The sequence below is a fragment of the Bradyrhizobium diversitatis genome (assembly GCF_016031635.1).
Taxonomy (GTDB): Bacteria; Pseudomonadota; Alphaproteobacteria; order Rhizobiales; family Xanthobacteraceae; genus Bradyrhizobium; species Bradyrhizobium diversitatis.
On the sequence record NZ_JACEGD010000007.1, the window covers coordinates 195885 to 217607 of the forward strand.

The 21723-nt window shown below is 57.8% G+C and carries 21 protein-coding genes and 1 pseudogene; 15 read left to right on the forward strand and 7 right to left on the reverse strand.

The annotated features are described in order from the left end of the window. Positions 1-4: 4 nt before the first annotated feature. Genes H1B27_RS08975 through H1B27_RS09005 form a run of 7 tightly spaced genes read right to left on the reverse strand, consistent with a single transcriptional unit; the run spans position 5 to position 6718 of the window. Positions 5-868 (reverse strand): Crp/Fnr family transcriptional regulator, encoded by an 864-nt coding sequence (locus H1B27_RS08975; RefSeq protein WP_311976935.1) that lies wholly within the window; start codon positions 866-868, stop codon positions 5-7. Continuing rightward, positions 865-1713 carry a carbohydrate ABC transporter permease gene (locus tag H1B27_RS08980; RefSeq protein WP_197965791.1) on the reverse strand — a complete coding sequence of 283 codons (849 nt, stop codon included), beginning with the start codon at positions 1711-1713 and terminating at the stop codon, positions 865-867. The genes H1B27_RS08975 and H1B27_RS08980 overlap by 4 nt, the downstream gene beginning before the upstream one ends. Next, positions 1710-2684, reverse strand: a complete 975-nt coding sequence (locus tag H1B27_RS08985; RefSeq protein WP_197965792.1) for a carbohydrate ABC transporter permease — start codon at positions 2682-2684, stop codon at positions 1710-1712. Before H1B27_RS08985 ends, H1B27_RS08980 begins: the two co-directional genes overlap by 4 nt. Continuing rightward, the gene (locus tag H1B27_RS08990) at positions 2681-3859 is read right to left on the reverse strand and encodes an ABC transporter ATP-binding protein (RefSeq protein ID WP_197965793.1); all 1179 of its coding nucleotides are present in this window, start codon (positions 3857-3859) and stop codon (positions 2681-2683) included. Before H1B27_RS08990 ends, H1B27_RS08985 begins: the two co-directional genes overlap by 4 nt. Then, complete coding sequence (locus tag H1B27_RS08995) at positions 3859-4740, reverse strand: MurR/RpiR family transcriptional regulator (RefSeq protein WP_197965794.1); 882 nt, start codon at positions 4738-4740, stop codon at positions 3859-3861. Before H1B27_RS08995 ends, H1B27_RS08990 begins: the two co-directional genes overlap by 1 nt. Further along, entirely contained in the window at positions 4737-5405 is a 669-nt protein-coding gene (locus H1B27_RS09000) for a class I SAM-dependent methyltransferase (RefSeq protein WP_197965795.1), read from the reverse strand. The genes H1B27_RS08995 and H1B27_RS09000 overlap by 4 nt, the downstream gene beginning before the upstream one ends. Positions 5406-5446: 41 nt before the next feature. Further along, on the reverse strand, positions 5447-6718 hold the full coding sequence (locus H1B27_RS09005) for an ABC transporter substrate-binding protein (protein ID WP_197965796.1): 1272 nt from the start codon (positions 6716-6718) through the stop codon (positions 5447-5449). A 173-nt stretch (positions 6719-6891) separates the two neighbouring features. Between H1B27_RS09005 and H1B27_RS09010 the strand changes: the two genes are divergently transcribed. From H1B27_RS09010 to H1B27_RS39800, 15 genes and pseudogenes are all read left to right on the forward strand, one after another. Further along, a complete protein-coding gene (locus tag H1B27_RS09010) occupies positions 6892-7743 on the forward strand; it encodes a phosphodiesterase (protein WP_197965797.1) in 852 nt (283 codons plus the stop codon). Further along, positions 7740-8426 (forward strand): HAD family hydrolase, encoded by a 687-nt coding sequence (locus H1B27_RS09015; RefSeq protein WP_197965798.1) that lies wholly within the window; start codon positions 7740-7742, stop codon positions 8424-8426. Before H1B27_RS09010 ends, H1B27_RS09015 begins: the two co-directional genes overlap by 4 nt. Before the next feature lie 788 nt (positions 8427-9214). After that, positions 9215-10423 (forward strand): pyridoxal phosphate-dependent aminotransferase, encoded by a 1209-nt coding sequence (locus tag H1B27_RS09020; RefSeq protein WP_197965799.1) that lies wholly within the window; start codon positions 9215-9217, stop codon positions 10421-10423. 682 nt (positions 10424-11105) lie between these two features. Next, complete coding sequence (locus H1B27_RS09025; RefSeq protein ID WP_197965800.1) at positions 11106-11720, forward strand: CDP-alcohol phosphatidyltransferase family protein; 615 nt, start codon at positions 11106-11108, stop codon at positions 11718-11720. A gap of 52 nt (positions 11721-11772) precedes the next feature. Beyond that, positions 11773-12915 (forward strand): aminotransferase-like domain-containing protein, encoded by a 1143-nt coding sequence (locus tag H1B27_RS09030; protein WP_197965801.1) that lies wholly within the window; start codon positions 11773-11775, stop codon positions 12913-12915. 68 nt (positions 12916-12983) lie between these two features. Continuing rightward, positions 12984-13535, forward strand: coding sequence for a GNAT family N-acetyltransferase (locus H1B27_RS09035; RefSeq protein WP_197965802.1), 552 nt, complete (start codon positions 12984-12986; stop codon positions 13533-13535). Beyond that, a complete protein-coding gene (locus H1B27_RS09040; protein WP_197965803.1) occupies positions 13535-14368 on the forward strand; it encodes a class I SAM-dependent methyltransferase in 834 nt (277 codons plus the stop codon). Before H1B27_RS09035 ends, H1B27_RS09040 begins: the two co-directional genes overlap by 1 nt. Positions 14369-14378: 10 nt before the next feature. Then, positions 14379-15398: a succinylglutamate desuccinylase/aspartoacylase family protein gene (locus H1B27_RS41165; RefSeq protein ID WP_197965804.1), complete on the forward strand. Its 1020-nt coding sequence runs from the start codon at positions 14379-14381 to the stop codon at positions 15396-15398. Beyond that, entirely contained in the window at positions 15395-16861 is a 1467-nt protein-coding gene (locus H1B27_RS09050) for an MFS transporter (protein WP_197965805.1), read from the forward strand. The genes H1B27_RS41165 and H1B27_RS09050 overlap by 4 nt, the downstream gene beginning before the upstream one ends. Next, entirely contained in the window at positions 16861-17766 is a 906-nt protein-coding gene (locus H1B27_RS09055; RefSeq protein WP_246515310.1) for a polysaccharide deacetylase family protein, read from the forward strand. The genes H1B27_RS09050 and H1B27_RS09055 overlap by 1 nt, the downstream gene beginning before the upstream one ends. Then, positions 17750-18667: a polysaccharide deacetylase family protein gene (locus H1B27_RS09060; protein WP_197965807.1), complete on the forward strand. Its 918-nt coding sequence runs from the start codon at positions 17750-17752 to the stop codon at positions 18665-18667. The genes H1B27_RS09055 and H1B27_RS09060 overlap by 17 nt, the downstream gene beginning before the upstream one ends. Before the next feature lie 9 nt (positions 18668-18676). After that, entirely contained in the window at positions 18677-19555 is an 879-nt protein-coding gene (locus H1B27_RS09065; RefSeq protein WP_197965808.1) for an alpha/beta hydrolase, read from the forward strand. A 160-nt stretch (positions 19556-19715) separates the two neighbouring features. Beyond that, positions 19716-20378: a class I SAM-dependent methyltransferase gene (locus tag H1B27_RS09070; RefSeq protein WP_197965809.1), complete on the forward strand. Its 663-nt coding sequence runs from the start codon at positions 19716-19718 to the stop codon at positions 20376-20378. A 61-nt stretch (positions 20379-20439) separates the two neighbouring features. Beyond that, complete coding sequence (locus H1B27_RS09075) at positions 20440-21258, forward strand: MurR/RpiR family transcriptional regulator (RefSeq protein ID WP_197965810.1); 819 nt, start codon at positions 20440-20442, stop codon at positions 21256-21258. Between the two features lie 260 nt (positions 21259-21518). Continuing rightward, positions 21519-21723: pseudogene (locus tag H1B27_RS39800) on the forward strand (IS630 family transposase); the annotation flags it as partial.

The following is a 21723-nucleotide window of genomic DNA, read 5'->3' on the forward strand; positions in this document are numbered from 1 at the left end:
AGGCCTAAGTAGGCCGTCGGACCGGTGTCGGCAGCCGTTCCACACCCGCTGGATGGTCCACGCAAGCGTATGTGCTCGCAATAACACCATAACAGCAGCACGCCTTTTGTTGGAGGCGCTTTTGGTCGTGCACCTGCAAGACACCGCGCATCTTGCGGATTAAACCCTGTTCTTCAAATCGAAGAAGCGCCCTCGTTACACCTGAACGAGGTAACCCGAGAGCGACGGATACGTAATCGTGTGTGACTGGAAGGACGTTGCCGTCGAGTGCGTCGCAGGCCAGACAAACCCAGCTCGCCAAGCGCCGTTCGAGTTCGTGTCGAACTCCACATAAGGCCGTCTGCGCACAGTGCGTGCTGAGGGTTTGATAGTATCTCAAGACACCTTCGAGAATTTTCGGGCGTTCGCTCATCACGCGACGCAGATGGTCGGCATGAATTCTCAGTGCGCCTCCAGGAAACAGTACAACAGACTGCTGTGTCGCAATATTGCCTCCAACCACGAGCGAGAGTCCGACCGCGCCCGAATATCCTACAACTGCCGTCTCAAGCATACTTCCATGGGCAACGACCCTGAGCGAGACCAAACCCGAGTCTATGAAATACACGTGATTAAGATTTTTTTTCGGCTCTTGCAGGACCATGCGCTCAGTCAGGACAACGGGCTCAAGGAACTCCCCTATCGCTGCGAGATCCTGCAGAGAAAGATTCGCGAGAATGGCATTTTTGACAAAGCGCCTCTTGTTCGGGCGCACGATGCCGGTGCCAGGCCGAGGACGCATCGACGGATTGGTCTGTTCGGGAGTCACGTCGTTCAACTCGATTGCTGTACTAGCAAAGGGATATCTCAGAGTGGGCAACACGGTCACTTGACGGCGCCTTTTGCGAGTCCTTCGACAAACCATTTCTGCGCGGCCAGAAAGGCGATGACGAGGGGGAGCACGACGAGCGTCGATGCAGCCATGAGTGGGCCATAGTCGTTGCCGGCCTCCTCGTTCTTGAACGCCATGATGCCGAGCGGCGGCGGCATCAGGGACTGGTCGCGCACAGCGATCAGGGGCCAAAACAGATCGTTCCAGTGGCCGACGACCGAGAAGATCGAAAAGGCAATGACAGCCGGCAGCGCCATTGGCACCATGATCCGCCAGATGATGGCAAGTTCAGAGAGGCCATCGAGGCGGGCGGCGTGAACCACGTCGTCGGGAATGGCCTTGAAGAACTGGCGGAACAGGAAGATGCCGAACGGGGAGACGACATAGGGGAAAACAAGCGCGGCGTAGGTGTTGAGAATGCCGAGTTGGTAGCAGAGGATGAAGAGCGGCAACGAGAGCACCTGGTGCGGCAAGAGCAGACCAATGAGCACCAGGCCGTGGAGCAGATCGCGGCCTGCAAAGCGAAGTTTGGCGAGCGCATAGGCGCAAGGTGCGCAGACGATGATTTGCAGACCCAGGATCAGAGTACATACGATGAGTCCATTGCCCATGTAGCGTAGCAGTGGAGCTTCGGTCAGCGCCTTCGTATAGTTCTCGACACCGTAGAACTGCGAAGGCCAAAGAGAGAAATGCGCACGGAATATCTCGCCAGGCGGCTTGACGGACAGCGACACCATCCAAACAAAGGGGATCAGAACGAGCGCTCCAGTGACCAGCAGCACGGCGTGTCGAAGAATTGCGGCATACGCCGGCAGATGGGGCGTGGAGGTGCTGGCGCTCATTGGTAGTGCACTTTCCTGTCCATGAGTCGGGCTTGGATGAGGGTGAGCGTCACGACGATGGCCAGAAAGACGACCGCAACGGCAGCGCCATATCCGGTGTGTAGGTACTCAAAGCTCTCCCGATATAGCGTATAGAGCAGCATTTCGGACGCGTGGCCGGGGCCGCCCTGGGTAAGCACTTTCACTGTGTCGAAGGACTCGAACGCTCTTAACGCCACAACGATGACCACGAACATCGAGACTGGCCCCAGCATCGGCAGTGTAACTGTGCACAGCCGGTCGAGCCAAAGATCAGCTCCATCCACGTCCGCGGCATCGTAGAGATCCTGAGGGATGCTCTTCAGGCCGGCCAGGAACAGCACCATGGCGTAGCCGAGGTTCTGCCAGATGTCGATGACAGCCAGCACTGAAAGAGCCGTCTTATCGTCGCGCAGCCAGTTGGCTGTCGGCAGACCAATGGCCGCGAGCGTTTGGTTGACGAGGCCGATCGTGGGATGCAGTAGGGCCTCCCAAGCGATCGCCATGGCCGTGAGCGTTGCCATGAATGGTAGAAAATGGATGGCGCGGTAAAAGGAGCGACAGGAGTTTCCGCTCTCGATCAGAAGTGCAGTCAAAAGACCAAGGACGAGAGTGCCCGGCACGACGATCAGGACGTAGATCACGGTGTTGAAGAGCGAGGTTCTAAAGCCATGGTCCGCGAAAACCTCGCGGAAGTTGGCGAGACCGACAAAAGAAAGGGAACGTGCCCCAAATTGCCAATCGGTGAGCGCGATGATGAAGACGCCGATCATCGGCACGAAGAACAGGACGAACAGAAAAAAGACTGCCGGCCCCGCCAGAGTCCAGGCTGCCAATGCTTCCTTGAGAACTCGCCTTCGGGCCGACGAAGCAGCCGGCGTCGGAGACGTGCGATCACTACGGGTCGTTGACCGCTCGTCAGAGGCGCTGGAAAGAGCAAGAGGCCCGCTCATCGGGCGAGCTCCCGGATCGGCGTCACCGATGCCCGGCCAGATTCCACTCTGCGGCGCAAACGCCGCCCATCGCGGGTAAAGAGAAGCACCCGGTCTGGAAAGACGCGGAGATGCAGGTCTTGGCCGGGGGCAATATGAGGCGCCCGTTCGGCCAGCAGCCTTGCGACAAGGGGATGGTCGACGCCAGCCAGATCAAGATGGACAAAGAGGTCAGAGCCTATGTGCTCGACCATGCGCACGGAACCGGTCAGTGCGCCTGGCCCGCCGTGGTCGGCGAGATGAAAAGCCTCCGGGCGAATTCCAAGGGTGAGAGGCGCACCGGCGAGTGCATCAACCTCGATTGCGAGCGTCGAGCCGGCCACATCGATCAGCCCGTGCTCGCGGACTACGCCGTCGAACATGTTGATCTTGGGCGAACCGATGAATTCGGCGACGCGCCGATCATCGGGATCGGCATAGATGACTTGCGGCGGAGCGACTTGCAACAACTCTCCCTCGAGCATGACCGCTACCCGGTCCGACAGCGTCATGGCCTCGGCCTGGTCATGGGTGACATAGATGAAGGTGACCCCGAGTCGCTGGTGCAGCTCCTTGATCTCCGCGCGCATCTGCACTCGCAGCTTGGCGTCGAGGTTGGACAGCGGCTCGTCCATCAAGAAAACAGCCGGATGGCGCACCATCGCCCGGCCGACCGCCACCCGCTGGCGCTGGCCACCGGAGAGTTGCCCCGGCTTGCGGTCGAGGAGGTGGCCAATGCCGAGGGACTTGCACGTACGGGTGACTTCCACGTCGATCTCGGCGGCGGTCCGCGCCGTTCCTGGCAGCAGGCGCCCGAGAAGAGGAAACCTCTGGAAGGCCGAAAGCCTTCGCATCCGCAGCGGCAGCGCCACGTTGGAGGCAACGGTCATGTGCGGATAGAGTGCGTAAGATTGGAACACCATCGCCACGTCCCGCCGCTTTGGCCTGAGGCCGTCGACCGCCCGCTCGCCAATCGAAACCGAACCCGCGTCCTGCACCTCGAGACCTGCCAATATGCGCAGCAGCGTGGACTTTCCGCACCCGGATGGTCCCAAGAGCGTCAGGAACTCACCATCGGCTATCGACAGCGAAACACCCCGGAGGACGGGCGTTGGTCCAAAGGATTTGGTGATAGATTGAAAAGAGCAGGCGGCCATCAGTCCAAACTCTCTGCCGGATGTAGCAATCCGAGCTTAATGGTCAACATCGACGCCAGAACCTCGATCGCCATGAGGTTGGTGAACGCGATGACAGACTTCGCTTCGGTCAAAGGAGAATTGACGGCTGCGGTGAGCAGTACCTCGTCGGCATATTTCGCGATGGGTCCATCATGGCGATGCGTGATCACGGCGGTGAATGCGCCTGCGGCCTTGGCACGACGTAAGGCCTCCACCGTTTCCTCGGTCATGCCCGATTCAGAGACCGCGATTGCGACGGACGTTGGACCCAAACCGCTCGCGACGTAGGCAGCATAGGTCGTGTCGACGATAGCATGAGCCGGCAGGCCAATACGCAGCAGCCGGAAAGCCAGATGTTGGCCTATCAATCCCGAGATTGCAGCGCCGTACACATCGATGCGACGAGCCTTAACCAGTGCATCCGCTAACCGATCAACGGCATGCTGATCCAGCAGGAATTGTGTTTCGCGCGTTGCTTGCACGATGCGGTTGGCCAGCTCTTCGGTCAGGTCGGTGTTTGCTTTGGCCTCATTCGCGTCCCCCTCCTGGAAGCGCTGTGATGCCAGATCGGCGGCAAGCGCAAGCTTGAATTCTTGCAGTCCGGCAAAACCAACTACCTGGCAGAACCGGACAATACTTGCCGGGCCGCTTTTGGTCACGATCGCGAGTTCGCTCGCTGTCTGCCGGATGACCAAATCCGGGTTCTCAAGGACGTATTTTGCAATCCGCTGCAGTGCCTTGGGAAGGCCCGCTATATAGGCACGAACCAGGGGCAGCGCCCCGTAGCGTTTGGCACGCTGGACCGCCTGGGCATCAGATACTTCGCTTCGGTTAGGAGTCGCCTCGCTCGTGTCGCTCATCTTTTGCGCTCCGCAATCATGTGCCAATGCCAGTATTCCGGCAGGGCGACATCCTGCCGATCCTCGACTTGGAGCCATTCGAATCCGCGAAAAAGCCCATTGAGCCGAGCAGTGTCGCAGAAATAATGGGGATGGTGATGGTCAGCTTCGCCATCATCCCACACGAATGTGTCCGGCGCGACTTCGCGACCACGATGCGGCGCAGCGCTCCGGCTCGAAAGCATGGTTGCCTGCAGAATGCCGCCGTTGCGCAGGACACGTCGCGCTTCGGAAACGGCCGCGGCAACGACGTCCGCGTCACCGTGGCAAAAGACGTTATAGGAGACGACGTAGTCAAAGGACTGATCGTCGAAGGGAAGACTCGTCATCGACGCACGCTGCGTTTCGATTGTAAGGTTTTGAGCCGCCGCGGTTGCACGCAGTTCATTGAGACCAACCTCGGACATATCCATCGCGCAAACCGCGTATCCGGTTTGCGCGAGATGGAGAGCGTGACGTCCCAGTCCGCAGCCCAGATCGAGCGCCCGTCGAAACCCATTTTTAAAGAGATGGGCCGCCGTGTCGACGACTTCGCTTTCAGGCCGAAGCCAATCCGAACGGCCTTTTTCGGTCGCCCATTGTTCATCCCATGCGCGATAAGCGGTATCGGTAGCTGTCGATAACATTAAAAGTTTCTCCGAGTGAATCAGGGGCGAGTGCGATATCGTCAAACTTTGGGCAGAAGAGCGTCGACGTCAGCGCGCATAGCTTTCAGCGCGACCTCCGGCGCAACCTTGAGCGTCACGACGCTGCGCAGGTGATCGAGCAAGACGTCGCTGATCTTGATCGCGTTCGGACCGGGGAAGGAGTACCAGGCGGTGAGGATCGGCAATTGCTCAAGGGCGGCCTTTGCCTGTGGCGTCTTGATATAGTAGTCGTCCAGGTTGGATGCGGCGTTGGCGTTGCCTGGTAGCGCACCCGTCATGCGGACCACGATAGCCTGCCCAACTGGACCCGTCGCGAACTTGAGGAATTCCCAGGCGGCCTTCTGCTTCACCTGGTCGGATGTCGTTATGCTGAGAAAGCCGCCACCGGCTGGAACATGCCCGCCCTCCGTTTTCGGAAGCGGTGCCGAGCCCAATTCAAACCGGCCCCGGATTGCTTTTTCATAAGCGCCAAGACGCCGGTTCGATGTGAAGATCATTCCCGTGACGCCTGCGGCGAAACTCTGGCCTCCCTGGTCCGCGGTCATGTCTACCTGCCCTGCTTCCCCGAATTTTCGCAGGATTTGCAGAGCCCTGAGGCCGGTCGAATCGTTGAAGGCAATCGCCTTTTCGTCGGGCGACATCATGCGCCCCCCAAGCGAAAAGAGCAGGGCCTGATACATCCAATTTCCGTCGGCGGCGTAGTCGAAGAATGCTCCGGTCCTGCCGCCGCCGAGCGCGGTGATTTTCTTCGCGGCCTCGGTCACACTGTCCCAAGTTGCGAAGGTTTGCGGATCGACGCCTGCTTCCCTGAAGAGATCGGCGTTGTAGAAAATGACCGGATTCGAGAGCTGGAGCGGAAGGCCCCATTGCTGGGCGCGAAGCTCGCCCAAGCTCACCAGCGCCGGAGAATAGCCCTGCCTTACCCAGTCGGACTCTTCGGCAATCAGGGCGTCCAGCGGAATCGCAGCCTTGTTGTCGGCGACGATCCGGAGCCGGTTATAGCCTTGGACCGCTAGTTCTGCGGCGGCCCCGGTTCGTATGTCGAGGATTGTACGCTGGAGTTGGGCGTCCCAACTTTGGGCAGGGGCCTGGATGCGAATCTCGATCTGTGGCGCCTGCTCGTGGAATTTGTCGATCAATGCCTGCATGGTCGGTTGGAAGGCGGCGTCGAAGAAGGAGACCTGGATGCGCACTTTGTCCCGTGCGCGAGCGGCGGGTCCGCCAAACGCGAGATCGAGTGTTCCGCCTGCGACCGCAGCACCGGCAGAGGCCAGGAAAGTCCGTCGCTTCATCGTGTTACCCCTCGAAGGCTGGATCGCAATGCCCACGTTTGGGCGGTTTTCGAGGGGACAGATACCGGAACATTGTTTCAGAATGACGACAGACATCCGGAATGTCATTCCGTCGTCATTCTCTTCATGATACCGAACAGGCTCGATGGCCTACCGAGTCGGGATGACTGCCAATGCTGAAAATCATACAAGTAACAGACCTGCATCTGACGCCGCCTGGCATTCAGCACGTCGGCTGCGATCCGCGGCAGCGGTTGGATGCGGCAATTGCCAGCATCAATGCTGAGCATGCGGACGCCGATCTGGTCGTCATTACTGGCGATCTTGCGGCCCTTGGGCAGGCCACCGCCTACCAGCAACTAAGGGAGTGTCTTGTCGAACTGAGGTTGCCTTTCCGGCTTTGCCTCGGCAACGGCGATCATCGCGCGCGCTTCCGGGCTGCTTTCCCTGACGTGCCGGCGGACGAAAGCGGCTTTGTTCAATCGACTGTGCAAATCGACGGGCAGCATCTGATTTTTCTCGATACGCTTGCAGCCGATGGCAGCCATTCGGGCGAACTTTGCGATGCTCGCCTGTCATGGCTGAAACATCGCCTTGATGAGATCGGTGCGGCTCCTGTCCTGTTGTTCTTGCACCATCCGCCATTTCCGATCGGCATACCGCTTCTGGACTCGCTGGCGCTCAAGTCCCCCGAGCGGCTGGCATCAGTTCTTGCTGGCAGAAACATCCGGCACATGTTCTTTGGGCATCTCCACAGGGCGATTGCGGGCTCCTGGAATGGCATTCCGTTTTCGGTTTTGCGCAGCACCGTGTCCCAATTTTCGCTTCGTTTGGGAGTAGATCCAGCCGCACGCTGCCTGGAGGCGCCGTTCTATGCGATCGCCCTGGTCTCACCGGAGAGCGTTGTGGTTCACTTCCACGACTACACTTACGAAGGGCCTGTTTTCGAATATTCCCCGGTCCCGGCGGTCATTGTCGATGACGAATCCATCGCCTACACTTTCCAGCAGGCCAATGCTTCGTGACCGGGACGTTGTCGTTAAGGCCGCCGCAGTTGATCATTTGGGACTGCGATGGCGTGCTCATCGATTCGGAAGAGATTGCAGCCCGCGTTCACGCGCGCGCGCTGAACCAGATCGGACTGCCAATCACTGCCAAGACGATCTCAGAACGGTTTGTTGGCGCGGCAGACAGGGACCTCTACGCTGCCTTCGAACGAGAGCTGGGCGCGCCTTTGCCGATTGACTATCATGCCACTGTCCAGGACGAGATCACACAGCTTTACCGGTCGGCCCTCCAGCCTACGCCAGGTATCCGCGAAGTGCTCGGGATCGCTGGAAGCCACAGCAAGATGTGCGTGGCGTCCAACAGTTCCCCCGGAAAGCTGCGTCTCGGGCTGTCCGTAACTGGGCTGGACCTCTGGTTCTTGCCGCATGTATTCAGCGCGGCTCAGGTTACCCGAGGCAAGCCCGCTCCTGATCTATTTCTCTTTGCCGCGCAGCAAATGGGTATCTCGTCGTGCGACTGTCTCGTTGTTGAAGACAGTATCAACGGCGTGAAGGCCGCCGTCAGGGCCGGCATGAGGGTGATTGGCTTCTCCCTCCATTCGCACAGGCGCGAGGAACATGCTCGGCGGCTTCTTGATGAAGGTGCAGTTGCCATCGCCCGTGACTGTACCGAACTAACTGGCTTAATGAGATGGCATTGACCTGCTGGTCCGCCTCGTGAATTGGTCCATCGCCAAAGCTAGCCCAAGGACGCTTGATGCCGATGACGGCCGGGTAATTGTGATGGACCATGGTAATCGCTGCAAAGGTCGGGAAGCAACGCTCGATAGCTCGGGTTAGCCCAGTTGAGCTGCGTCGATAGATCCGTCAGGGCTCTTCAAACACCGCCGTGTTAAGCTGGTTGCGCTTCCAATCGCTGTACCTTCGAGGGTCCCCGACGCGCCGGCATTGCAATGACAGGCTCCGGAAACAATCCAAGAAGATAATCCGCTCCTTCGCTCGCCCGCAGGCCGCACAATTGCACGGCAATTCTCCCGCAGCACTCGCAAGTCATCAGCACCAGAGCATACGACTTAGAAGCGCTTGGGCCCAGGTCAACTACCAATGTTAGTGATTGATCTCGCGGCAGAAGCACTTCAACTATTTGCCTTATGAACATCGGGCTGGGCAAATATCGGGCGCAAGGAGTTCGGCATGCAAACTCAATTGCAATCTGTTTTCGAAGGCCGTGGTCGCTGTGCTGACTCCTCGACAAGAAAACTGAGTGCCCGGGTCTGCTCCATCTCCATCTCTCCTTCCCCATGGAGGCGCATGATGAGCTCCCTGGCGTGACGAAGAGGCTATCGGTCCCGATTTAGGTTTTGAGCCTCGTTGGCCAGGACGCGCTTGCCGAGACGGCGGAGTGATATCTGCTGAAGCAGGACACGTAGCGGCCAATAGGCGGCGCGGATGACCTTGCAAGGTGCACTACCAGTCAGGAGCAGCGCACATGTTGGCGCAACGGATGAATTTGCTTTCAGGTCCGGGCACTGCCGCCGCCCGTGAGGCAGCCAAGATAGCCGCAGCGGGTGGCCGCAAAATTATCGATCTGGCGGCCGGCGAAGTCATCATCGAGCCCCCCTCATCCGTGTGCGAAGGAGCGATTGCCGCCATCAATGCCGGAACAAACCGCTACACCGACTCCATAGGCCTTACGCCGCTTCGCAAGGCTGTCGCCGAAAAGCTGTCGGCAGAGACAGGCATCGGCTGGAATACGGAGAATATCGCTGTTACAGCGGGCGCGAAGCAAGCACTGCTCGACGCGGCCTTGGCCGTGCTCGATCCGGGTGACGAAGTCATCATCATCCGCCCGTGTTGGCCGACATTCCCGTCCCAGGTTATTCTCGCCGGCGCAACGCCTGTGTTCCTTGATGCCCGCCCGCCGACATATGTTCCCGATATCGGCGCAGTCCGCAGCGCGGTCACACCGCGGACGAAAGCCATTATCATCAACTCGCCCAATAATCCGACCGGCGCAGTCTATGATCGAACGATCCTCCAGGCTATCGGCGATCTCGCTATCAACTATCAGCTCTGGATCGTTTCGGACGAATGCTACTCCAGCTTCGTGTTTACCGGTGCACGCCACGAGTCGATCGTCATGGCGCATCCCGGCGTACGTTCACGGACGATCCTCGTCAACGCCTTCTCCAAAGAGCTGGCGATCACCGGTTGGCGCTTGGGTTATTTCGCGGCCTCCCCGGAAATCGTCTCCGCAGCCAAGACGCTGCAGAGCCATATGACCTCGAATGCCAATGTGATCGCACAGCAGGCGATCCTGCACCACCTCGAAGTCGGTGACGGCAGCTTCGAACGGGACATGCAGCAGCGCTTGTCCAACGCTCGCAACTCTGGTCTCCGCATCCTGTCTGGTCTGCATGATGTGCCCCCACCGAACGCCAATGGCTCATTCTTCTTCTATCTCGATCTGAGCAGTCTCATCTCCGCGTTGCCGGCCAACGGTCCCGTCCGATCTACCGACGATGTTGCACGATTGCTCCTGGAGCAGGCCGATGTGGGATCCGTTGCGGGGACTACGTTTGGCGACGCGAACGGGCTGCGCCTGTCCTACGGCGCTCCTCCAGACCTGCTGGAGCCGGGACTGGAGCGTGTCGTCGCGACCCTGAACAGCCTGAAGACCAGGCAAGCAGCCGCCTAACCATTACCAGAAAGCCTCGAAATGCCCAATCGCAGATGCGCCGTGATCCTTGCCGCTGGAATGCGCACGCGGTTGCATCCTTACTCGGACCTCGTTCCGATGCGATTGGTGGGAATGAGCGGCATCCTGATGCTGCAAAACGCCGTCCATCAACTCTCAGTGCTCGGGATTCGCAAAGCAGGCGTCGTCATACGCGACCGCTGTGAAGCCTTTACAGGATGCTGCCGCGAATTCCTGCAACAAGAGCTTCGAACTGCATCACCTACCAGGTGGAGCTTGACGGCCATCGCGTCGCCCCATGCACCCACGACGTGTTCGGCGGTCGAGCTGGCCGACCATGGCTCCGTTACCACGTTCGGCATGGACCAAACTCCCCTCAAGAACGGGCGAAGAAGCCCTTCAAGACAAACCAACCTGACGCTCTTTTTCGCAGACGCTCTGCCCGAGCACCGACGACCAGCGCTCTGCCGCGCGGTGAAAAACGGGCGGCGGACGGCTTATGTCCCCCAGATCCTCGCGCCTCTTGGCGACACTCGCAATCTAGCGCGTTCAACGACCGGTTTTCCCGCCGGTTCAAGATCGACAGTCGAGGAGATCTTTGGTCAGCGAAAGAACTACTCACGCCAGCCGAACTCATTCTCACCGCTCCCACCTCCATATCACTGGCACCAGGAGTAAGGCGATGATCAGCCATCTCCGCGACTATGCCAATGCGATCACAACCCTTGGCTATCTGTTTGCCGTCGTTGGGCTGTTTCTGACGCTCAACGGCAAACTCGAGCTCGGTGTTGCAGCGATGCTTGGGACTTGGTTCCTGGATCATTGGGACGGCCACGTTGCGCGTAAGACAAGTCACCTTCGCCGGCCAGGTGCAGCTGACTTCGGAAAGAGCTTCGACGGCTTTTCCGACCTCGTTCACGGCGTCATTTTCCCCGCCGCAATCATCATTCTTGTTGGCCGAGGCACGGTGCTCTCGCTCGTCGCCAGTTTGCTTCTCGTGTTGGCCGGGGCGATCCGGCTCAGCTATTTTGAGAATGTCGGGCTCGCAGCCGATGCGCGTTTCATCGGAGTTCCGGTTTCTTATGACACCCCGTTGCTAGCTCTGCTCATTCTTCTGCGGCCATTGATTCCTGAATTCGGTTTTCCGGCTCTCCTTTCAATCGCTTTCATTTGCCTGAGTGTTTTGCACGTGAGCCCCAGGGTCAGGGTTCCCGCGATTCGCGGAAAGGCGGTCCCGATAGCAACAGCCGCAGCCGTCCTCACCGCGCTTGGCCTCATCTATTCACGCTACGGCTGAACCAGCCGAACTTCTACCAGCTGCACCAGATCGAAACCTAGGAGAGTCCAGTATGTCACTAGCTGCCGAAGATACCCTCGCCGTCCTGCCGCAGCAGACGCAATTGGTCGATTTCCGACGCAACTTCCCGCCCCCAACTCCGCTGACCAAGGAGGCGCTCAATAGCGCTCTGGTAGAATTGCAGAACTCGCCGAATCTCACCGACGATCTTCGCTTCCCTCGCTACAATGGAAGTGAGACGGATAGGGTTGCGGGCGCTATGTGGCTCAAGCAGCGGTTCAAGTCGGACGTCTCTGAAGAGCGAATCGTCCTGTCGAACGGAACCCAAAGTACCGCGCTAATGGTGCTTGCTCAAATTGCCAGGCCAGGGGGCGTACTGCTCACTGAGGAGCTCACCTATCCTGCCATGAAACCGCTGGCACGGCTGCTAGGAATCCAGGTTCACGGTGTCGATATGGATGCGGACGGACTCCGTCCCGACGCGTTGGCCAGCGTTGCCCGGAAGACCGGTGCAAAGGTATTTCACTGCATCCCCACATTCCAAAACCCGACAACCGCGATCATGCCGGCGGAGCGTCGGCAAGAGATCGCAGAAGTTGCCCGCATGCACGATCTCCAAATCTTGGAAGACGACATTTACGGCGTCTTGCTCGAAGACGGTCCGCCGCCGGTGGCCTCTTATGCGCCTGAGCGCACCTGGTACATGCTTGGCCTGAGCAAATCGCTGTCGCTTCAGCTGCGGATTACCTACCTTCTGACTCCTGAAGGCGCTGTTCCTAGCCAATATTTTTGGCCGGCGACGATGACTACAAACTGGATGCCGGCACCGCTTCCGACCGAGGTGGCAACGAAGTGGGTTCTTGATGGGACAGCAGCTCGGCTTCTTTCGTCTGTCCGCAGGGAGACAGCTGAGCGTCACCTCATTGCCAACGACGTCCTGCGCGGAATCCAGCTTCGCAGTCACCCTCAGTGTTATCATCTTTGGGTCGATCTGCCTTCCGGTTGGTCCTCAGATGCCTTCGCCGAGAGAGCGCGGCGGATCGGCATTTTCGTGTCTTCCACCCGCTCGTTTGCCGTCTCTGAAGCTTCTGCACCGAACAAGGTACGACTCGGTCTTGGTGTCCCCAATGACCCTGGCGTACTCAAGGTCAGCCTTGAAGCTCTGCGGGATCTCATGAGCGACGAGCCTTACTGAGACGTTCATGTGGGCGGCTGACCACTTTCGTTGGCCAACCGCCTCAGGGACTTGAAGCGGCAGACCCTATGATCAACAACGACACGATGATTGACAGAGGCATGTGGTCCCACGCCGTCGCGTCGCCACACAGCGACATTGCAATTCGACGAATCAGCGAAGAAGAGGGGCTGCCGCTAAGAGATATTGGTCTAGCGCCAGCTCCATCGAAGCCACCTCCCGCCTTTGGCTATGCGGTTGAGCTTTTTCATCTCGGACTCTTCGCGAACGAGGCGCTCGTCTCTGTTGGTACCTTCATTCTGGAGGATCTCCCATCGGCTGATGCCTCGACCTATTCGGTCAAGCAAAATCATTGGAGGTTGCGTGGAATGGCAACTCTTCCTGATCATCGCGGGAAGGGGTACGCGTCCGCCGTTCTGGACCGTGGGATCTGGGAGATCGTCTTCCGACAGGGACGTCTTCTGTGGTTCAACGGCCGCTCAGCGGCCGCGCAATTTTATCGCGCTCGGGGATTTCGCCAGATCGGTCACGAGCGAATTATTCCAGGCCTCCAGCCCCATTTTCGCTTCTCGATGGATTTGAGTGACAAGCTTTTGGCAATGGAAGAAAGGAAACGATAGTGGATACCTCTCTTCAGCGGCCCACTCAATCGTGGTCCCGCTACGACAAGATATCGGCCCAATATGATCGTTCCAGGCCAGGCTATCCCGCAGAAGCGGTTCAGCTGATCCTTGACCGTGCGGCGTCTGTACGCACCCGCAAGCCTATCATCATCGACGTCGGCAGCGGCACCGGCATTTTCACACGGATGCTCGCCAGCACGGTGGAAGACACCGAGGTCATCGGGGTCGAGCCGAACGAAGCAATGATATCTCGTGCGCGGCAGACCGCTTCGACGGGGAAGATCGTCTATCATTCTGCGCCGGCGGAATGTCTGCCCTTTTTAGACTCGTCGATCGCTTTGATCTCTGCGGCGGGCTCCGCCCAATTGTTCGACCGCAAAACGTTCTACCTTGAGGCACGGAGAGTTCTCGTCGACACAGGCTGCTTGGCAATCATCCAGAACAAACGCGATCTCCAGTCGAGCGGTCTGCTTCGAGCGTTTGAGACATTCATGGAGGCTCGAGTTACGGGATATCGCACCGGGCGCTTTGCTGACAACGGCGGCGGCCATTCGGCAGCCCCGTTTGCCGACGAACTACGTCAGTGCAACGTACTTCAATTCGATGGCGCCAACGTCATCCCGTGGGACCGCGTCTTTACCGAAGACACGTTTGTCGACTTTGCATTCTCAACCATTCAGCTTCAGATGGCCGCGGAATCGTTCGGTCGGGACGTGATCGAAACTGAACTGCGTGAGCTTGTTGCCGAAGTCGCCGATACTGATGGCCAGCTCAGAGCTGCGTATCGAACGGAAATTACGTGGGCTTCCAAACCCCACTCTCTCGGCTAGAGGGATCGAAATGTCGAAAAGCCCAATTTGGTCAGATGTCGATTTTGACAAGGAGGGAGTCCAGAAAGGCTTCTTGCGCCTGCCCACGTCACGACACGAATCCGCTTACGGATCCATCCTAATCCCGGTCGCCAGCATCCGAAACGGGGGCGGACCACGCGTCATTGTTGTCGCTGGCAACCACGGTGATGAGTACGAAGGACAGATCGTCGTCATGAACCTCATGAGGACGCTACGACACGACGAAGTACGAGGGCATATCGTTCTGCTTTCAGCTCTTAATGCTCCAGCAGTGTATGCCGGCAGAAGGACGTCTCCATATGACGGTGGCAATCTAAACCGGGTTTTCCCCGGGCGGCCGGATGGCGGCCCCACCGAAGCCATCGCACATTTTTTTGAAACAACATTGCTTCCGGGAGCGGATTTGGTGGTCGATCTGCATTCAGGAGGAAGTTCTCTAGAATACATACCATCGGCAGTTATAGTGAACTCGGCCGAAGAAAGCAGGCTCCGGAAGCTACTGGCTCTGTTGCGGATTTTCGGTTTCCCAGTGAGCTTTGTAACAGATGCTCCCAGCGGGGCCAACCGCAGCCTAGCTGCAGCATGTGAACGAGCCGGTGGCATACCCTGCCTCTCTAGCGAATTGGGCGGTGGGGCAACGGTGTCCATCGCAACTCTGAAATTGGCCGAAGAGGCAACTCGTCGCGTCCTCGAGCACATCGGCTCTATCCGTTCAGTTCACGGCCAAAAACAGCCAGCGCCGATTGCTCTATATCGACGAGTTCCTTTCAAGGACTTCGTCTTTGCACCCTGCGGAGGAGTATTCGAGCCGTTGGTTCGGCTCGGGGAGCTCGTCGACCGCGGCTCCGACGCCGGGCTCATCCACACCCCCTCCGAGCCATGGGCTCCGCCGCGACGAATTCAGTTCGCCCAGTCTGGTCTTGTATTGTGCAGAAGGTTCACAGCTCTAACAGCACCCGGGGACTGCTTGTTCAATGTGGGGATACCGTTCACCGAGGCTGACCAATGAGCGGAAGCAGCATTTGGGACAGTCTCCTGCGAGCCAGCCTCAACGTCGCCTGCGTACCCAAGCGCGAATCAGACGTTCGCAAGCGCAATGTTCTGTTGGTCTCAATTCTTAGCCTGACGCAATTCTTGATCATAATGAATACGACGGCAGTGAACGTTGCCCTCTTCGCCGTTTCGAAGGACTTTCAAACACCATTCACACAAGTTCGGTGGGTTGCGAATGCGTACGCAATCACCTTCGCCGGGTTCCTCTTAGTTGGGGGCGATCTTTGCGATAAGACCGGAGCCGGGAGATCATTCCTTCTTGGGGCTTTCATACTTGCGCTTGGCTTGCTTGGGTCGGCACTCGCCGGCGGGCCTAAGGCACTCAGCGCAAGCCTTGCTGTTCAGGGCGCTGGAGCTGCTTTTCTGACTCCCGCGATTTACGCAGCCATCGCGGATGCGTTTCCAAACACGATATCGAAAGCCAGAGCGATCGGCATCTGGGCGGCGCTTGCCGGGACAGCTCAGGCTGTTGGGCCCATCCTTGGAGGGACAATCGTCGAATTCTACGGTTGGCGGTGGATTTTCTGGTTGGAGCTCCTCATCGTCACCGCCCTTATGAGCATAGTCGTATACCCCGCATGGACAGCGCCGAGGAAGACCCCGATAGTTCACCGGCCACGGCTGCACCGCGTCCTGATGAGAACCGGCCTCCTCTTCGTCGGCCCAACTCTGCTCGTCTCCGCCGTCATGGGATACGCAGCTGAAGGATCAAGCTTTTGGGTCGCTATTCTTGCTGCCGCAAGCGCAACCTCTCTAGGCATCTTGATTTTCTCGGAATGGTTCAGCCGCGATGCGTTCCTTCCTCCGAACGTCGCAGCAAATAGGACCTTCATTTTCGTGAATGCGATCGGATGCTGTCTAAATTTTACTTACTATGGCGTCAGCTTTCTCCTCGCATTTCATCTCCTAGCCTCGCGCAATTTGACGGCGGCCGAAACTGGTCTCGCATTCTTCCCGCTCGCGGCAATGATGTGCCTGGGCCCGGCCGCGACTACGAAGCTTGCGCGATCACATTCGCAGCGCAACATCATGTTGATCGGCCTCGGCATTGCTGTCGCAGGACTCGGGATGACGATCGCGGGCATTTTTCTCATTGAGAGCGGCGTCACGGTGATGACGATGCTGTCGATGAGCTGCTTTGGCATAGGCCTCACGGCTCCTGCGATGTCCACGATGCTGCTCATCGTGCTTCCTTCGCACCGCGGCGTGGTTGTCAGCTGTTTGACCATGACCCGTCAGCTCGGCTGTGCACTTGGCGTCGCCACATTCGGTGGCCTTCTTGCACGGCCACCTCTGACGCCTGATGACCCCCTTGTCACCGCTGCACAACTAGCAACGGTAGCGATCGGTGTCGCTCTCGTGGCAGCCTATTTCCTGCCGCTAGAGGTCAGGGAAGAAAGCACAGGGAGCGAAGCGTGATGGACGTCGCTCGACTTGGACCTATTCATGGCAGCGGTTCGAAACGAATTCGCCTCCCAAATGACGCGCGGCTCGCGCTTTGGGTTTGCCCGAATGTTGAGCATTACGAATTTCTACCCGATCCTGGAAAAACGCGAAATCCCTGGCCGCGGACGCCCCACCCCGACATTCTTGGCTACAGTCTTCGGGACTATGGAAATCGTGTTGGTCTCTGGCGAATGCTCGAAGTGCTCGACGAGTACCGCGTCCCCTGCACGGCGTCGCTCAACGCTGCCGTTTTTGCACATTATCCCGAGATTCTTGACGCATGCGAAAAGCGCAATTGGGATTACATGCTTCACGGCATGTACAACACTCGATATCTTTGGAATCTGAGTGAGGAAGACGAGCGAGACGCAATTTGGCAGTCGTTGCGTCTATTTGAGAAATTCACAGGGCGGCAGCCGGCTGGTTGGTTTTCTCCATCGGTCTCGCACACGTTGAGAACGCCTGACCTCGTAGCGGAGGCCGGCTTTCAGTACTACTGCGACTTCTATCATGACGACCAGCCGACGCCGATAAGGGTCCGCAACGGCACCCTGGTGTCGTTGCCGTATCAAATGGATTTGAATGACGCGGTTTTGTTTGCTCGTTCCTGCGAAGGAGACGACTTCCTTCGTGTAGCTCGGGACATGTTTGATACCCTCTATGCGGAAGGTGCCGAGGCCTGTCGCGTCATGAACATGGCCATTCACCCCTATATAAGTGGTCGTCCCCAGAGGATACGATTTCTCGACAAAGCACTCGATTACATTCTATCGCACTCCGGCGTTTGGCTCGCCACCGGCGCCGAGCTGACAAATTGGTATCGCGATAGCTTGCTGCGTGGAGGTGACGAGGAGGATAACAATGTCGACCAAACCTGAACGAGGCATGGATCATGACCTCTATGCTTACAGCCCGATAGGTGGTCGAGCACATATTCACGGGCAGGAAAGCGGAACTCTTTATGTGTATATTCTCCTTTACCTAGAATACTGGGCGTTTGACCGGGGTCCTGACGCATATCCTGATCCACGTTTTGCCGCTGAGTATGGATCCTATTTTCCAGAATTCAGAACGTGGTCCTACCGGGAATACGGCAATCGAGTCGGGATCTATCGCATCCTTAAGCTTTTCGATCGGGAGAGAATAAAGCCAGCGGTTCCGGTGAACGCATTTGTTACGCAGATTCATCCGGAGCTCGTTGATGAGATCAAGCGGCGTGGTTGGGAGATCATCGCTCATGGGCTGAGTGCGGACAGAATGATCACGAGCCGGATGACACTTGATGAGGAACGGAATGAAATTTTCAGAACACGAGACCTGCTAACTGCCGCGTTTGGCTGTCAGCCTCGGGGATGGCTCGGGCAGGACTTTGGGGGGACGGCCAGAACGAGCGAGATCCTGACCCAGGCGGGATTTACGTACACGTTGGATTGGGCGAACGATGAGTTGCCTTATCGACAAACCGGCAGCAACGGCCTGTACGCCGTGCCCGCTTTTCCGGATTTCGATGACGTCGAGGCGCTTTGGTTGAGACGGTTACCCTTGGAGAGGTTTACGAGTCTCATTTCTGAAGCTGTGAATAGGATTGAGCACGAAGAGGCTTGGGGCAGAATTCTTGGTGTTGGTGTCCACCCCTGGGTGTTTGGGGCGTCTCATCGAATAAAATATCTGAGCGCCATTTTGGCATCCCTCAAAGAACATCCGAAAATCAAGATCGTTACACCAGGCGCCGTCATCGATGGCCTCGCGGCCCCAAACGATAATCATCGAAATCGTTGAGGCCTTCCCATGCAGAGAGACATCACCTTCAAGACGCGCGATCGAGTAGAACTGCGAGGCTGGTTCTTTGCTCCGGATGCTGCCAGCACACGGCTCCCATGCATCGTTATGACGCACGGATTAACGGTGCAGATCGAGCACGGACTAGCGAAATTCGCTGAGTCTCTGACCGAGAGAGGGTTCGCTGTTCTCGCCTACGACCATCGCGGGTGGGGACGGAGTGACGGCGAGCCGCGGCATGAGTCTGACCCTTTCAGACAGATGCATGACACTCGTGATGCCATCACATTCGCGACAATGCTGCCGGAGATTGATCCTGAGCGAATTGGCCTGTGGGGCACAAGCTACTCTGGGGGAACAGCACTCATGGTGGCGGCAGTCGATCGAAGGATTCGATGTGTAGTGGCCGTCGCGCCCCTGATCAGCGGATCTGCCATGGTGAACTGCCATATCGCATCCACCGATTGGGCTTTGTACCGGACGCAATTTGAGGACGCCCGTCGTCGCGAGTTGGAAGAGGGAACGATACAATACCGCGTTCATACAACCGTGCAGGAAACGATCAATTGGTATAAGGACGTCGATCTGGAAGGCACTTGGAACAATGAGATATCCGTCATCTCTCACGACATGATGATGGAGTTCGAACCCGGCGACTACGTGTCCCGCATATCGCCAACTCCGCTCTTAATGGTCCTGGCAGATAACGACACCCGTTGCCTCACCGATCTTCAGCTCGACGCCTACAACCGGGCCCGCGAACCAAAGCAACTCGTCCTTATTCATGGCGGACACTATGAAGCCTATGTGCGTCAATTTGCGACGGCGAGCAAGGCGACGTGCGATTGGTTTACCAAGCACCTAACGACATCCGCGATGCATCTTTAAAACGGTGATACCCCACGTTGCGAAGCCAACGCTCCTAACGTGTTTGTTTCGAAAGGAGGCGTTGTGAGTCTGACAACCACACCGAACATTTGCTCAAGAACATGGTCCGACGTCTGCATAGAGCGTGCAGGAGCGCCTAGCGCACAGGAAGACACATTCCATGTCAGGAATCGGTAATAAGGATATCGCGCATGAGGCGCGGGAGACGGTGTGGGTGCCCGATGAAGGTCGGCGGGGATGGCTTAGACCTGAACGCGAAGTCATTGAGGTTGCCAAGCGCTTATTTGCGAAAGGTTCTCGTGCAGCCATAGACGTTGCATGTGGAGTCGGTCGTCACGCGCTGGGGTTGGCAGAAATCGGATTTGCCGTTTCGGCCACAGATCTTTCGGACGCAGCTCTCAATCAGTTGAGAGAAGAAGCTGGGATAAGAGCACTCGATATTGACGTTACTTTGGCGTCCATGACTGCGTTGCCCTACCTGGATCACTCGTTCGACTACGCGCTGGCATACAATGTCTCCTGTCATGGGGACGGCTCTGTTGCCAGAGCCGCAATAGCCGAGGCACGCCGCGTCCTCAGAAAAGGGGGCATTCTTCAAGCCACCATGTTGTCCACGCGGAGCACCACGCGGCAGAGCGGCGGAACGATTGCCGCCGGGCCATTCGGTGGGGGGCACGATAATCGAGATCATGACCCTGGCATCTTCTGCGACACCGATACTCTGAAAGTGTTCTTAGCCGGTTTCGAGTGGCTGCAGGTTGAAGATCGGCCGCGTGGAGGGTCCGGGTACCGGTATTGGCACATCGTCGTGGAGCGCGCTTAACAAGAAAAGGACCTTCCCTTGGAGATATGCTGGCGCGGCTGTTGCGGTGGAAGAGAGAGACTTGGAAATTCATTACAGAGCGCTTCCGCTGTTGAATGCGCGCTTATCGACCCTCCCGCGCGCCCTGCGGAGAATTGCAAAGTATATTTTGGAGAACCCCGACCTCGCTATTCACCAAACGGCCAGTGAGCTAGCGATTGTTACCAACAGCGGCCCGGCGAGCATTGTTAGGTTCTGCAAGGTAATCGGATTTAGCGGCCTGCAAGACTTCAAGCTGGCATTGGCGGGCGACTTAGCGTCTCGCCGTCTGCTACCAGCGGAGCGAAATGCCGACCAGACGAACACCAGTCTTACGCAAGAATTGACGGAACGCATCATCGAAGCAACGCGAGAGACGCAGCTTCTTCTTGACCAGGCAGCTGTCAGCCGCCTCGCCAATGCCATGCTGTCGGCTCGCAGGATTGATGTGTACGGCTCCGGCGTATCGGGCCTTGTCGCTCAACACCTTGCATTTCGTCTCTTGCGGATCGGCCTGCCAGCGCATGCAACAATCGACACGACTTATGCTACCTACGTCGCAAGCGGGCTCGGCCCGACATCGGTGGTGATCGCCGTAGCAGACTCCGGGATTTCCAAAGATACTGCTGACGCACTAAAAACGGCAAAATCGGCGGGAGCCTTTACGGCAGTCATAACACATCGGAGCGGTCGACCGATCTTGAAGTACGCTGACGAGGTGCTCCTTACAGCCGGCGTCAACTCTCACGTAACCGAGGCGAACTCAATCATCGCGTTCACTAACCTGATCGCGATCGACGTTCTGGCGTCGACGTTGACAATCAAACTCAGCATGTTCTCTTCCGCCACGAATGTGACCTGATGGCGCCAAGAATTATTGAAGTATCACCCCAAATGCTCGGATCAATACCCATACTTCGGCAGGTTTCCTCGACATAGCGGACGCTGAGTTCTTGTATGCTGGCTCCATGTCGAAAGCAACCGCGTCATTCATATAACGACCAGCTACATCGATGTCGCGAGGACCAGCTAGACGACCGATTCCGTGAACTTGGCAGTGATGGAACGGTACGTTCGTTCGTGGATTCCTCGTTTGCGATTGACTGAACGAGGAGTTTCACCATGGCAGGACGGCGGCAAGCGGTCGAGTTGGCGATGACCGATGAGGAGATTGAAACGTTGACGGCTCTTTCGCGGTCGAGGACCGAACCGGCACGCCGGGTGTCGCGGGCCGCGATGCTGCTTGCCTACCGTGAGAACCCGTCGTTCTTTGCGGTAGGTCAAAGACTTGGCGCCCATCATCAGACGGTCCAGCGCTGCGTCGAAA

What these genes read in the sequence shown, in the direction of transcription:
- H1B27_RS08980 (WP_197965791.1), bottom strand. Translation starts at nt 1,713, where the DNA reads ATGAGCGCCAGCACCTCCACGCCCCATCTGCCGGCGTATGCCGCAATT.
- H1B27_RS08985 (WP_197965792.1), bottom strand. Translation starts at nt 2,684, where the DNA reads ATGAGCGGGCCTCTTGCTCTTTCCAGCGCCTCTGACGAGCGGTCAACG.
- H1B27_RS08990 (WP_197965793.1), bottom strand. Translation starts at nt 3,859, where the DNA reads ATGGCCGCCTGCTCTTTTCAATCTATCACCAAATCCTTTGGACCAACG.
- H1B27_RS08995 (WP_197965794.1), bottom strand. Translation starts at nt 4,740, where the DNA reads ATGAGCGACACGAGCGAGGCGACTCCTAACCGAAGCGAAGTATCTGAT.
- H1B27_RS09000 (WP_197965795.1), bottom strand. Translation starts at nt 5,405, where the DNA reads ATGTTATCGACAGCTACCGATACCGCTTATCGCGCATGGGATGAACAA.
- H1B27_RS09005 (WP_197965796.1), bottom strand. Translation starts at nt 6,718, where the DNA reads ATGAAGCGACGGACTTTCCTGGCCTCTGCCGGTGCTGCGGTCGCAGGC.
- H1B27_RS09010 (WP_197965797.1), top strand. Translation starts at nt 6,892, where the DNA reads ATGCTGAAAATCATACAAGTAACAGACCTGCATCTGACGCCGCCTGGC.
- H1B27_RS09020 (WP_197965799.1), top strand. Translation starts at nt 9,215, where the DNA reads ATGTTGGCGCAACGGATGAATTTGCTTTCAGGTCCGGGCACTGCCGCC.
- H1B27_RS09025 (WP_197965800.1), top strand. Translation starts at nt 11,106, where the DNA reads ATGATCAGCCATCTCCGCGACTATGCCAATGCGATCACAACCCTTGGC.
- H1B27_RS09030 (WP_197965801.1), top strand. Translation starts at nt 11,773, where the DNA reads ATGTCACTAGCTGCCGAAGATACCCTCGCCGTCCTGCCGCAGCAGACG.
- H1B27_RS09035 (WP_197965802.1), top strand. Translation starts at nt 12,984, where the DNA reads ATGATCAACAACGACACGATGATTGACAGAGGCATGTGGTCCCACGCC.
- H1B27_RS41165 (WP_197965804.1), top strand. Translation starts at nt 14,379, where the DNA reads ATGTCGAAAAGCCCAATTTGGTCAGATGTCGATTTTGACAAGGAGGGA.
- H1B27_RS09050 (WP_197965805.1), top strand. Translation starts at nt 15,395, where the DNA reads ATGAGCGGAAGCAGCATTTGGGACAGTCTCCTGCGAGCCAGCCTCAAC.
- H1B27_RS09055 (WP_246515310.1), top strand. Translation starts at nt 16,861, where the DNA reads ATGGACGTCGCTCGACTTGGACCTATTCATGGCAGCGGTTCGAAACGA.
- H1B27_RS09060 (WP_197965807.1), top strand. Translation starts at nt 17,750, where the DNA reads ATGTCGACCAAACCTGAACGAGGCATGGATCATGACCTCTATGCTTAC.
- H1B27_RS09065 (WP_197965808.1), top strand. Translation starts at nt 18,677, where the DNA reads ATGCAGAGAGACATCACCTTCAAGACGCGCGATCGAGTAGAACTGCGA.
- H1B27_RS09070 (WP_197965809.1), top strand. Translation starts at nt 19,716, where the DNA reads ATGTCAGGAATCGGTAATAAGGATATCGCGCATGAGGCGCGGGAGACG.